The 12,556-nt window shown below is 61.0% G+C and carries 9 protein-coding genes; 2 read left to right on the top strand and 7 right to left on the bottom strand.

From position 1 onward, the window contains the following. Positions 1-3 precede the first annotated feature (3 nt). The 6 genes from Q7C33_RS02985 to Q7C33_RS03010 form a co-directional block, all read right to left on the bottom strand. A complete protein-coding gene (locus Q7C33_RS02985; protein WP_407682807.1) occupies positions 4-1,449 on the bottom strand; it encodes an aldehyde dehydrogenase family protein in 1,446 nt (481 codons plus the stop codon). Between the two features lie 128 nt (positions 1,450-1,577). Then, positions 1,578-2,489, bottom strand: coding sequence for a 5-dehydro-4-deoxyglucarate dehydratase (gene kdgD, locus Q7C33_RS02990; RefSeq protein WP_030139832.1), 912 nt, complete (start codon positions 2,487-2,489; stop codon positions 1,578-1,580). 537 nt (positions 2,490-3,026) lie between these two features. After that, positions 3,027-3,773: a FadR/GntR family transcriptional regulator gene (locus tag Q7C33_RS02995; protein ID WP_030139831.1), complete on the bottom strand. Its 747-nt coding sequence runs from the start codon at positions 3,771-3,773 to the stop codon at positions 3,027-3,029. A gap of 259 nt (positions 3,774-4,032) precedes the next feature. After that, the gene (locus tag Q7C33_RS03000) at positions 4,033-5,760 is read right to left on the bottom strand and encodes an ABC transporter ATP-binding protein/permease (RefSeq protein ID WP_407682808.1); all 1,728 of its coding nucleotides are present in this window, start codon (positions 5,758-5,760) and stop codon (positions 4,033-4,035) included. A 98-nt stretch (positions 5,761-5,858) separates the two neighbouring features. Beyond that, positions 5,859-6,419, bottom strand: coding sequence for a response regulator transcription factor (locus Q7C33_RS03005; protein ID WP_003177957.1), 561 nt, complete (start codon positions 6,417-6,419; stop codon positions 5,859-5,861). After that, positions 6,412-7,674, bottom strand: coding sequence for an ATP-binding protein (locus Q7C33_RS03010; RefSeq protein ID WP_030139829.1), 1,263 nt, complete (start codon positions 7,672-7,674; stop codon positions 6,412-6,414). Before Q7C33_RS03010 ends, Q7C33_RS03005 begins: the two co-directional genes overlap by 8 nt. Before the next feature lie 368 nt (positions 7,675-8,042). On the opposite strand from Q7C33_RS03010, the gene Q7C33_RS03015 reads away from it, so the two are divergent. After that, positions 8,043-8,759 carry an SIMPL domain-containing protein gene (locus Q7C33_RS03015; RefSeq protein ID WP_030139828.1) on the top strand — a complete coding sequence of 239 codons (717 nt, stop codon included), beginning with the start codon at positions 8,043-8,045 and terminating at the stop codon, positions 8,757-8,759. 158 nt (positions 8,760-8,917) lie between these two features. Here Q7C33_RS03015 and Q7C33_RS03020 read toward each other — a convergent pair whose 3' ends face one another. Next, positions 8,918-9,304 carry a DUF6124 family protein gene (locus Q7C33_RS03020; RefSeq protein ID WP_407682809.1) on the bottom strand — a complete coding sequence of 129 codons (387 nt, stop codon included), beginning with the start codon at positions 9,302-9,304 and terminating at the stop codon, positions 8,918-8,920. Between the two features lie 1,404 nt (positions 9,305-10,708). Between Q7C33_RS03020 and Q7C33_RS03025 the strand changes: the two genes are divergently transcribed. Beyond that, positions 10,709-12,310 carry an ABC transporter substrate-binding protein gene (locus tag Q7C33_RS03025; protein WP_407682810.1) on the top strand — a complete coding sequence of 534 codons (1,602 nt, stop codon included), beginning with the start codon at positions 10,709-10,711 and terminating at the stop codon, positions 12,308-12,310. The last annotated feature ends 246 nt before the right edge of the window (positions 12,311-12,556 follow it).

The following is a 12,556-nucleotide window of genomic DNA, read 5'->3' on the forward strand; positions in this document are numbered from 1 at the left end:
CGTTTACGAGCCGATGTAAGCGGTCTTCACCACGGTATAGAACTCTTGCGCGTAGCGACCCTGCTCGCGCGAACCGTAGGACGAACCTTTGCGCCCACCGAACGGCACGTGGTAATCCACGCCGGCGGTCGGCAGGTTGACCATCACCATGCCCGCCTGGGAATGGCGCTTGAAGTGGTTGGCATACTTCAGCGAGGTGGTGGCGATACCGGCCGACAAGCCGAACTCAGTGTCGTTGGCCATCGCCAGCGCCGCCTCGTAGTCGGCCACGCGCACGACGTTGGCCACCGGGCCGAAGATCTCTTCGCGACTGATGCGCATCGAGGCTTCGCTGTCGGCGAACAAGGTCGGCGCCAGGAAGTAACCTTCGGTGTCGCACGTCACCAGGCCACCACCGCTGACCAGCCGCGCACCTTCGCTCTGGCCGATGTCGATGTACTTCAAGTCCTGGCTGAGCTGGGCTTCGGAAACCACCGGGCCGATGTCGGTGCCGGCCTTCAATGCATGGCCGACCTTGATCGACTGCATGCGCTCGGCCATGGCCTCGACGAACTTGTCGTGGATGCCGGCGGTGACGATCAGGCGGCTAGAGGCCGTGCAACGCTGGCCGGTGGAGTAGAACGCGCTCTGTACCGCCAGTTCGACGGCCTGCTTGAGGTCGGCGTCGTCGAGGATGATCTGCGGGTTCTTGCCGCCCATCTCCAACTGCACCTTGGCCTGGCGCGACACGCAGTTGACCGCGATCTGCCGGCCCACACCCACCGAACCGGTGAAGCTGATGCCGTCGACTTTCGGGCTGTTGACCAGCACTTCGCCGACCACACGGCCGCTGCCCATCACCAGGTTGAACGCACCGGCCGGGAAACCGGCGCGGGAGATGATCTCGGCCAGGGCCCAGGCGCAGCCCGGCACCAGTTCGGCGGGTTTGATCACCACACAGTTGCCGTAGGCCAGGGCCGGGGCGATTTTCCACGCGGGAATGGCGATCGGGAAGTTCCACGGGGTGATCAGGCCGACCACACCGAGGGCTTCGCGGGTGACTTCGACGTTGACGCCTGGACGCACCGACGGCACGTAATCGCCCGACAGGCGCAGGCATTCACCGGCGAAGAATTTGAAAATGTTACCGGCGCGGGTCACTTCGCCGATGGCTTCGGGCAGGGTCTTGCCCTCTTCCCGGGCCAGCAGTTGGCCGAGTTCTTCGCGGCGGGCGAGGATCTCGCTGCCGACTTTGTCCAGCGCATCATGACGGGCCTGGATGCCCGAGGTCGACCAGGCCGGAAAGGCGGCGCGGGCGGCTTCAATGGCGGCGTTGACTTGCGCTGCGTCAGCCTTGGCGTATTCACCGATGACATCGGACAAGTCAGACGGGTTGATGTTGGTGCAATAGTCGGCACCGGCCACCCACTGACCGTTGATGTAGTTATCGAAACGCTTTGCATCTGCCACGGAGCTTCTCCTCTCACAAAAGCTGTCTAGGAACGCAGGGCGTCCCTGGCTGCGTCCCCACGCGTGCGCGGGAACGATCGAGCCTTACGCAAAAAGCCGCTGATTGCTCAGCGGCCTTGTCGGGTCTGTTACTGCTTGCCTTGCTTGTCGATCAGCGCGGCCAGGGCTTCGTATTCTTCTGGCAGCAGATCGGTCAACGGCGTGCGCACAGGACCTGCGTCATAGCCAACGATCTTCGCGCCAGCCTTGACGATGCTCACTGCGTAACCGGCCTTGCGGTTGCGGATGTCCAGGTATGGCAGGAAGAAGTCGTCGATGATCTTGCCAACGGTCTCGTGATCGTCGCGGGCAATGGCGTGGTAGAAGTCCATCGCGGTTTTCGGGATGAAGTTGAACACCGCCGAGGAGTAGACCGGCACGCCCAGGGCCTTGTAGGCCGCGGCGTAGACTTCAGCGGTCGGCAGACCGCCCAGGTAGCTGAAACGATCGCCGAGGCGACGACGGATCGACACCATCAGTTCGATATCGCCCAGGCCGTCCTTGTAGCCGATCAGGTTCGGGCAGCGCTCGGCCAGTTGCTCCAGCTGAGTGGCGTTCAGGCGGCAGACGTTGCGGTTGTACACCACCACGCCGATCTTCACCGATTTGCACACGGCTTCAACGTGGGCGGCAACGCCGTCCTGGCTGGCTTCGGTCAGGTAGTGCGGCAGCAGCAACAGGCCCTTGGCGCCCAAGCGCTCGGCTTCCTGAGCGTATTCGATGGCCTGGCGGGTCGCACCGCCAACACCGGCGAGGATTGGCACGCTGGTGGCGCAGGTATCGACTGCCGTCTTGATGACTTGCGAATACTCGCTGGCGGCCAGGGAGAAGAATTCACCGGTGCCGCCCGCTGCGAACAATGCAGAGGCGCCATACGGGGCCAGCCACTCGAGACGCTTGATGTAGCTGTCGCGATTGAAATCGCCATTGGCAGTGAAATCGGTGACCGGGAACGACAGCAGGCCAGACGAGAGGATGGACTTCAGTTCTTGTGGATTCATTATTCGAACACCCTGGACGCAAATGTTGTGTTGTAGGAAACGGTTCAGCTTCATGTGAAGTTGTAGGTCATCGTACAACTTAAAATGTGAACGTCAACTGCATTTCGTCTTTTGTTGGGGAGGCGGGCCAGGGTTGTTGGCGTGAAGCCTTCTAAATCGGGACTTAGGACGAGATTGGAAGACGAATGGAAATTGCCGCCGGGGCTCCAGGACGGCTCGTCGACCCTGTTAACTCTGCCAATAGGCACCGTTGCAGCGTGGGGACACAGCCCCAGGCACGGCGGTGCTGCGCACGGCTGTAGTTCCTTCACAATCTTTATTGAGTCGCCTTACGCGGCGATCAGCGCGGCCTCACAGGGAGGGACATTCTGTGGCGAGGGGATTTATCCCCGCTGGGTTGCGCAGCAACCCCCTAAGGCGGTAACTCAATCCGATCCCACACACAAAGGCGTCTGTGTGGGGGCTGCTTCGCAGCCCAACGGGGATAAATCCCCTCGCCACAGAAGCAATGACTCGCCTCATTTCAACCGAAAGACGCTAGCCCTGCGCCTGCGCCTCTTCATGGGCCTGGCGCAACCGCTCGCGGCTGTTGGTCAGGTGCAGACGCATGGCCGCACGGGCGGCGTCGGAGTCCTGGCGAGCGATGGCCTCGTAGATTTCCTCGTGTTCGCGGCTCAGGCGATCCATGTAGTGCTGATGGTCGTCATGGGCCAGGCGCGCCGAGTTCAGCCGGGTACGCGGGATGATGCTGGTGCCCAGGTGGGTCATGATGTCGGTGAAGTAGCGGTTGCCGGTGGACAGGGCGATTTCCAGGTGGAAGGCGAAGTCCGAGGCCACCGCGTCGCTGGCGTGGGCCGCGCTTTCGTTCAAGGCATCAAGGGCCGCCCGCATCGCCGCCAGTTGCTCATCGCTGCGGCGCTGCGCCGCCAGCCCGGCGGATTCCACTTCCAGGCTGATGCGCAATTCCAGGATCGCCAGCACATCGCGCAAGGTCACTACCGTGGCCGGGTCGATGCGAAAACCGCTTGGGCTGGGCGTGTCCAGCACGAAGGTGCCAATGCCGTGGCGGGTTTCCACCTGGCCGGCCGCCTGCAACCGGGAAATTGCCTCGCGCACGACTGTGCGGCTGACGCCATGGGCTTCCATGATCGCCGACTCGGTGGGCAATTTATCGCCACGCTTGAGCAGGCCGTCGCGAATCTGCTCGGTCAGGACCGTCACCAGCTCCTGCGCCAGGCTGCGGCGCTTGCGGGGAAGGCGTGGGACGTTGATCGGGTTTTCCATGGTGTGTCTCTATATTTGGCAAGCGGCTAAGTGTGCATCATAGCGCAACGTGGTTGTACGATCACCGTGCTCACCGGTGGGCCTTGTCAAAGGTTACCGCCATGCATCGTTGTGGCGAGGGGATTTATCCCCGCTGGGCTGCGTAGCAGCCCCCTTGATCTATTGGCAGACTCAATATCGAGGACCGTTGATTTGAAAGGGGCGCTTCGCGCCCAGCGGGGATAAATCCCCTCGCCACAACAGCGTTCGACAATGACAATCAGGCGGTCACCGCCTGCTCCACCAGTTGGCCATTTTCGATACGCACGTGTCGCGGATGGAAACGTTTCAAACTGCTTCGATGGCCGACGCTGACAATGCTCAGGCCCGGCAACTGGTCGATCAAGGCCTGGTACAGCGTCGCCTCGTCCTCTTCATCCATGGCCGACGTGGCTTCGTCCATGTACAACCATAACGGCGCGTAAAGCAATGCGCGGGCAAAGGCCAGGCGTTGCTGCTCGCCGGGCGAGAGCATGCGCTGCCAATGATTGCTTTCGTCCAACCGCGAAACCAAGTGCGGCAGGCGACAGGTTTCCAGGACCTGTGCATAACGCTCGTTGGGGTAGACGTCGCCGGCTTGTGGATAACTCAGCACTTCGCGCAGGCTGCCAATCGGCAAGTAAGGCTTTTGCGGCAGGAACAGATAACGGGCCGACGGCAGCCGAATGCTGCCATGCCCGGTGGGCCACAAATGCCCCATCGCCCGCAACAACGTGGACTTGCCGCTGCCGGAACGACCGCTGAGCATAACCCGCTCGCCCGGTTCGACATTCAGTTCGGCGTGGGTCAGCAAATGGCGACCATCGCTCAGGTCCAGCCCGAGGTTGCGTACGTTCAGCTCATTACCCTGGTTCTGCACATCGATGGCCGGCACGCGGTCTTCGTTGTCACTCATTGCCTGACGGAAACTCAACAAGCGATCACAGGTGGCCCGCCACGCGGCGAGGTTGGCGTAGGCGGTGATGAACCAACTGAAATTCTCCTGCACGTTACCGAACGCCGAACTTATCTGCATGAGTTCGCCCAGTTGGATCTTGCCGGAAAAATAGCGCGGCGCGGCGACCATGAACGGAAAAATGATCGCGATCTGGCCGTAGCCGGACGTGAAGAACGTCAGGCGCTTGGACACCCGCATGATGTCCCAGAAGTTATGCCAGACCAGGCCGAAGCGCCCGCTCAAGCGACGATTCTCGTTGGGCTCGCCGTTATACAGCGCAATGCTCTCGGCATTCTCGCGCACCCGAACCATGGAGAAACGCAGGTCAGCCTCGAAGCGCTGCTGGTTGTTGTTCAAGCCGATCAAGCGACGACCGATCAGGTGCGTCAACCAGCTGCCCACCGCCGCATAAATCAGAGCGCACCAGAACATATAGCCCGGGATGGTGTAGCCGAACACTTCAATGCTGCCCGAAATGCCCCACAAGATAATCGAGAACGATACCAGGCTGACCACGGTGCGCAGCAGGCCCAGGCCCAGTTCCAGCGTGTTGGTGGTGAAACTGTTGAGGTCTTCGGATATCCGCTGGTCGGGGTTATCGGTATAGCCGCCCTGCTCCAGCCGGTAGTAATTCTTGTTGTTGAGCCAGCGGGCAAAATGCTGCTCGGTGAGCCAGGCCCGCCAGCGAATGGTGAGCATCTGCGTGAGATACAAACGGTACACCGCGCCGAGGATCGCCACCGCAGCGATACCGCAGAAGTACAGGATCAACCGCCAGAATGCCGCGCTGTCCTTCTCTTGCAGGGCATTGTAGAAATCCCTGTTCCAATTGTTGAACCACACCGAAATCGCCACGCTGAACAACGACAGCGCTATCACGGCGATCAAAAGCATCCAGGCCTTGCCCTTCTCCTCACTGCGCCAGTATGGCGTGGTCATTTGCCAGACACGGCGGAAAAACTGGCCGCGCACCGCGTCATTGACCGCGGAATATTCAGCGTTCTGATTCATGGTTAAGGCTCTATAAAGAAAAGAACAGACTCGGGCCGATCATATAGAGCAACGGCCCGATGTGTCGCGGGGGTGGACAACATCTGTTCAGCGCAGGTTCAGCGACGTACCGGACGCTTTTGCAATTTGCGCTGCAAGGTCCGCCGGTGCATGCCCAAGGCGCGGGCCGTGGCGGAGATGTTGCCTTCGTGCTCGGTCAGCACGCGCTGGATGTGCTCCCATTGCAGGCGATCAACCGACATGGGGTTTTCCGGCACCAGGGTGTCGAGGTCGGCGTGTTCGGACAGCAGCGCCGCCAGCACGTCATCGGCGTCGGCCGGTTTGCACAGGTAATTGCAGGCACCGCGCTTGATGGCTTCGACCGCCGTGGCGATGCTCGAATAACCGGTGAGGATCACCACGCGCATTTCCGGGTCCAGCTCGAGCAGCTTGGGCAGCAGCACCAGGCCCGAATCGCCATCCATCTTCAGGTCGAGGGCGGCGTAGTCCGGCAGGTCGGCCTGGGCGATGGTCAGGCCCTCTTCGGCGGAGCCGGCGGTGCTGACCCGAAAACCGCGGCGGGACATGGCGCGGGCCATGACGCGGGTGAAGGTGGCGTCGTCATCCACCAGCAGCAGGTGCGGCAGTTCTTCGCCGTCGACTTGGATCTCGTCACTCATATTCGTCTCCTCGGTCGGCATGGGGCAGGCGCAGCTCGGTGAGCGTGCCGCCTTCCTCATGGGGGTAGAGTTTCACCGAGCCGCCAGCGCGTGTCACGCTGGCCTTGCTCAAAAACAGGCCCAGGCCGAAACCTTTGCCCTTGGTGGTGAAAAACGGTTTGCCGATCTGCTCGGCAATCGCCAGCGGCACACCGGCGCCGTGGTCGCGGATACAGATCGTCAATTCATAGGCATCCCAATCCAATACCACTTCCAAGCCTTCGGGGCAGGCGTCGGCGGCATTGTTCAACAGGTTCAGCAGCGCCTGGGTCAGGTCCGGCGGCGGCGCCATGCGCGGCACCGTGCCCTTGCCCAGGCACTGGAAGCGGTAGCTGGCCTCCGGACGCATCAAATGCCAGCGATTCAGGGCATCGTCGAGCCAGAACGTGACCGCCTGCATGTCGATGTCCAACCGGCGATTGGCCTCGGCGGCGCGTACCAGGTATTGCAGGGTCTCCTTGCAGAGCTTGACCTGGTCCTGCAGCACGCTGAGGTCTTCCTGCAACGCCGGGTCTTTGTGATCCTGGCGCATTTCCTTGAGCAGCACGCTCATGGTCGCCAGCGGTGTGCCCAACTCGTGGGCGGCGCCGGCGGCCTGGGTCGCCACGGCCAGCAGTTGCTCGTCCCGCAGGCCTTCTTCGCGGCGAATGGCGCGCAACTCTTCCTGGCGGCGCAGCTCCTCGGCCATGCGCGCGGCAAAGAAGGTGATGACCGCGGCGGCCAGGGCGAAGCTCAACCACATGCCGTAGATCTGCAGGTTTTCCCGGGCGATGGGGAAGGTTTCCAGCGGATAGAACCGCGCCAGCAACAAGGTGTACAGCGCCAGGGCGATGCCAGACAGGATCAGCGAAAACCGCCACGGCAACGTCACGGCGGCGATGGTCAGCGGCACCAGGTAATAAGAGACGAAGGGGTTGGTGGAGCCACCGGAGAAATACAGCAGCGCGCTGTGGATAAACAGGTCGCAGGCCAGTTGCACGGCGTATTCAAGTTCGGTCACTGGCCATGAGGTGCGCAGGCGAATCGCCGTCAACGCGCAGAGTACGCTGGAGAAAACCAGGGTAATCGCCAATTGCAGCCAGGGCAGCGGCAGCAGGTCGAACCAATAGGCAAGCCCCACGGAGCCGGCCTGGGCCGCGAGGACCAGAATGCGGATAAACGTCAGGCGCCAGAGGTTCTGGCGAGAAGCGGAAGTCATTTGCAAAGGGGCGAGCATGAGCTCTCCTGATGAGCGCTCCAGGCGGATCGCACGGAGTATAACCAACGCACGGCGGGCAGAGGCAGATATGCGGCAAAGCGCCACAGCCGTGAAACGACAGAGCAACCATTGTGGCGAGGGGATTTATCCCCGCTGGGGCGCGAAGCGGCCCCCAAAAAGGTCAGGCACCACGCCGAGCTGGGGCATGGCAATTCTGGGACTGCTACGCAGTCCAGCGGGGATAAATCCCCTCGCCACAGAAAGCCCTTCACCGAGCTGATCTGTATAGAAGTTGTAACTGTGCGAACCGCACCATAAACGCTAGAGTCTTATCGTTCACGCAGGCCCGGAACCTACACCCCTGCGCATCATCCCAAGGAGCTTTCATGCACACGTTCAGTCGCCCCGCCGCCCTGCTCGCCCTCAGCCTCGGCACCGTCGCCAGCCTGCCGGCCCTGGCCGCCGACGAGCTTCATTACAACCAGATCTCCCTGCGCGCCGAAGCCAGCCAGGAAGTGGCCCGCGACCTGATGATCGTCACCCTCTACACCGAGGAACAGAACACCGACCCGGCCAAGCTCGCCGCCGCCGTCAGCACCACCCTGAATAAAGCCATAGGCCAGGCCAAACAGGTCAAGGGCATCAACCTGAGCCAGGGCAGCCGCAACAGCTACCCGATCTACGACAACAAAGGCGGGAAAATCACCGGCTGGCGCGAACGCGCCGAACTGCGCCTGGAAAGCGCCGACTTCGCCGCCCTGTCCAAACTCACCGGCGAATTGCTCAGCGACATGAAAATGGGCGGCATGGACTTCGCCATCGCCACCGCCACTCGCCAGACCAGCGAAGACGCCCTGCTCAAGGACGCGGTCAACGCCTTCAAGGCCCGCGCCCAACTGGCCACCGAAGCCTTGGGTGGCAAGGGTTATAAAATCGTCAACCTGAACTTCAACACCAACGGCTATCCACAACCGTACATGCGCCCGCAAATGATGATGAAAGCGGCGTCGATGGATGCCGAGTCGGTCACGCCTGAGGTGGAAGCGGGTACCAGTAAGGTAACGATGACGGCGGATGGGGTGGTTGAGGTGTTGATGCAGTGATCGATGGACTAACTGTGCCGTCGGCCCAGTTAAGCCCTTGTGGCGAGGGGATTTATCCCCGCTGGGCTGCACAGCAGCCCCAAAGGCAGCGACTCAATCTACCTGACACACCAAGGTGTCAGGGTTGGGTTGATGGGTCGGACGCATCTTCCCTCCCGCTATACTTCGGCTGGGCTGGCCGGCGCTTCAAGCTGATCCAACGCCTTGTCCACCAGCAACTGGCACAACTCCACCAACTGATGAATTCCCAACGCCACACTGCGCCGCGTGCCCTCCACTTCAAACGCCAGGTCCTCGGCCATGGTCTTGATCGAGGCTAGGGTTTCGGAAGTGCTGGTCAACAGCGTATCGGTGTCGGCCTTGGCGGTAACGGAGAACAGGCTATCGATGCGTGGATCGGTACTGGGCTTTGAAGGCTTCGGATTGAGGTAATGATCGAGGGCCCGATCGGCGGCGGCTCGGTCTTTTAGCAGGTCTTCGATGGCGTCGAATTCTGCTAGGGGGTTTGTTCTGTTGAAGGGGGGATCGGGGACTGACTTATCCATATTCAATGCTCCTGCTTAAAAAGTTGGAGCCATCCCTGTGTCGTTTCCACGCGACAATAGGTGGCAGCGGTACGCGGGGTGGAAATACCGGTAAGCAGGACCCGGCCAGACCGAAGTCTGCCCACGCACAGCCGCCAGGACGCAGTTTGCAGACGAAACGAGACGTCGGCAACACGATGTTCAGCCATGCCCTACTAATTCAGGTTTCCACACCCGATCGCTGCTTTGGCAGCGACGTTCAAAGGTTAGAGCCCCCACTTCCGACCGGCAACCCTAAAAAGCTGTGGGATGTTTCGTTTCAGGACCGATGATCCTTCCGACAAAAATGAATGACTCATCACACCTCCTGGCGCAGCAACCCCGTGGCGAGGGAGCTTGCTCCCGCTGGGCTGCGCAGCAGCCCCAAACCTGACACCTCGGTACGTCAGATGAATGCAGTCGCTGCTGTTGGGGCCGCTTCGCGCCCCAGCGGGAGCAAGCTCCCTCGCCACGGGTTTGGTGGTCGGCGGGACATAGACATATTGCTTCGACCTCTGCTGGGGTCTTCTCAGAACGGAGTCGCACAATAGTTTTGACATCTCCAAAAACAGCACGAGAGAACTGTCCACGTTTTATGGAATGTGGACAGCGAAAGATTCGGCCGCCTTGAAAAGTCAAAATATTTTTCTTAGGCATGAAATGACCAGCCTTCATACCTGGGCTTTCAGGCCACCTTCGCGAACAAACCCACACACAACTGATCGGGTACATTCGTGAGAGATAGGCCGGCTACTAAGCCGCCTTCGCGAGCAGGCTCGCTCCCACAATGGATTGGGATATGACCGGGAGAGCCAGGTCGGCTACCAGGCCGCCTCGCGAGCAAGCTTTGCTCCCACAGATTTGAAGGGTGCACGACCGCAAGAGCCAGGTCGGCTATAAGGCCGCCTCGGCCCGGCTTTTGATCTGAGGGCCCCGTTAACCACGATGGCCGAACGCAGGCATTGTGGAGTGGGCATCCCGGCATGGATGCCGGGATAGCCGCGCAGGGCCATGGATGGCCCATCGCGGCGGGCCCACGGAGCAATGCCGGAGTGAGGGCACACCGAGCTAAGCGAGGTGCCGAGTGGTGGGGCAAAGCGCTTTTGGTTACTTTTGGCGCTCCTCCAAAAGTGACCCGCCGTAAGGGCGGAACCCTAAGTAGCCGTTACCGCAGCAATGGATATGTACCCGACTGGAAGGCCGCCATCGCGAGCAAGCTCCCCACAGTTTGATCGGAGTACAGCAGGAAGAACCAGGCCGGCTATCAGGCCGCCTCACCCAAGAAGCTATACCCAAACCCCACGGTCCCCCTCACTTTTCGATATTTCCAACACCCCCTCCCGCAACGCTACTCTTCTGAAAACCTCACCGCCCCCAAGGGATTTCATGGACAGAACCACCTTCAAGCCCCTCCTGCTGGCCCTAACCTTGATCAGCAGCGCCCCACTGGCCCAGGCCGCCACCACCCTGGTCTACTGCTCCGAAGCCAGCCCCGCCGGGTTCGACCCCAGTCAATACACCAGCGGCACCGACTTCGACGCCTCGGCCGAAACCGTCTTCAACCGCCTCACCCAGTTCAAGCGCGGCGGCACCGAGGTCGAGCCTGGGTTGGCGACAAGTTGGGACGTGTCCGCCGATGGCCTGACCTACACGTTTCACCTGCGCGACGGCGTGAAATTCCATACCACCGACTATTTCACCCCCACCCGCGACTTCAACGCCGACGACGTGCTGTTCACCTTCCAACGCCTGCTCGACCCACAACACCCGTTTCGCCAGGCCTACCCCACCGAATCGCCGTACTTCACCGACATGGGCCTGAACACCACGATCAAAAACGTCGAGAAAGTCGACGAGCACACCGTCCGCTTCAGCCTGAACAACGTCGATGCGGCTTTCGTACAGAACCTGGCAATGAGTTTTGCCTCGGTGCAATCCGCCGAATACGCCGCGCAGCTATTGAAGGAAGGCAAGGCCGGCGACCTCAACCAGAAACCCGTCGGCACCGGGCCGTTCGTGTTCAAGCGTTACCAGAAGGATTCGCAGATCCGCTACGCCGCCAACACCGCGTACTGGAAACCCGAGGACGTGAAGCTCGATAACCTGATTTTTTCCATCACCCCGGACGCCGCCGTGCGCCTGCAAAAGCTCAAGCGCGGCGAGTGCCAGGTCAGCGGTTATCCGCGCCCGGCCGACATCGAGGTGATGGAGCAAGACCCGAACCTGCGGGTGCTCAAGCAGCCCGGTTTCAATCTCGGTTTCCTGGCCTACAACGTGACGCACCCGCCGCTGGACCAGCTCAAGGTCCGCCAGGCGCTGGACATGGCCATCGATAAACCGGCGATCATCAAGGCCGTTTACCAAGGCGCCGGGCAGCTGGCGCAGAACGCCTTGCCGCCGGCCCAGTGGTCGTTCGACCCGACGATCCAGGACGCGCCCCATGACGTGACCAAGGCCAAGGCGCTCCTCAAGGAAGCCGGGGTTGCGCCCGGTACAACCATTGATTTGTGGGCGATGACGGTGCAGCGCGCGTCCAACCCCAACGCACGCATGTCGGCGCAGATGATCCAGCAGGATTGGACCAGGATTGGCATCAAGGCCAACATCGTCAGCTACGAATGGGGCGAGTACATCAAGCGCGCCAAGAACGGCGAACACGACGCGATGATCTACGGCTGGACCGGCGACAACGGCGACCCGGACAACTGGCTCGGCGTGCTTTATAGCTGCGCAGCGGTCAAGGGCAGCAACTACGCCAAGTGGTGCGACCCGGCCTACGACCGGTTGGTCCAGCAAGCCAAGGTCGCGACCGACCGGCAAAAACGGATCGAGCTGTACCAGCAGGCGCAGAAAATCCTCAAGCAGCAGGTGCCCATCACGCCCATTGCCAACTCAACGGTGTTCCAGCCGATACGCAAGGAAGTGGTGGATTTCAAACTCAGCCCATTTGGCCTCACACCCTTCTACGGCGTGGGTTTGAACAAGTAAAACCCGCCCCATGGCGGTGCGTCGCGGCCTCGCGTCGCACCGCCAAGGAGCGCGTTTCGCCCCAAAAAAGCCTGCGCAAACGGTCAAATGCGTCAGAAGTTACAAAGATGCGACATTAAGGTACGTTCGTGCCACTGTTTCAGACTTGTAACCGCTCTGGATCTTGCATTGGGTATGGGGCCTGCATAAGTATCCGCAGGACGACTCACGAGGTCGCCCTCAAATCCAAAAATGACAACAAATCAT

This window comes from Pseudomonas sp. BP11-1-1 (genome assembly GCF_052112105.1).
Lineage (GTDB): Bacteria > Pseudomonadota > Gammaproteobacteria > Pseudomonadales > Pseudomonadaceae > Aquipseudomonas > Aquipseudomonas alvandae.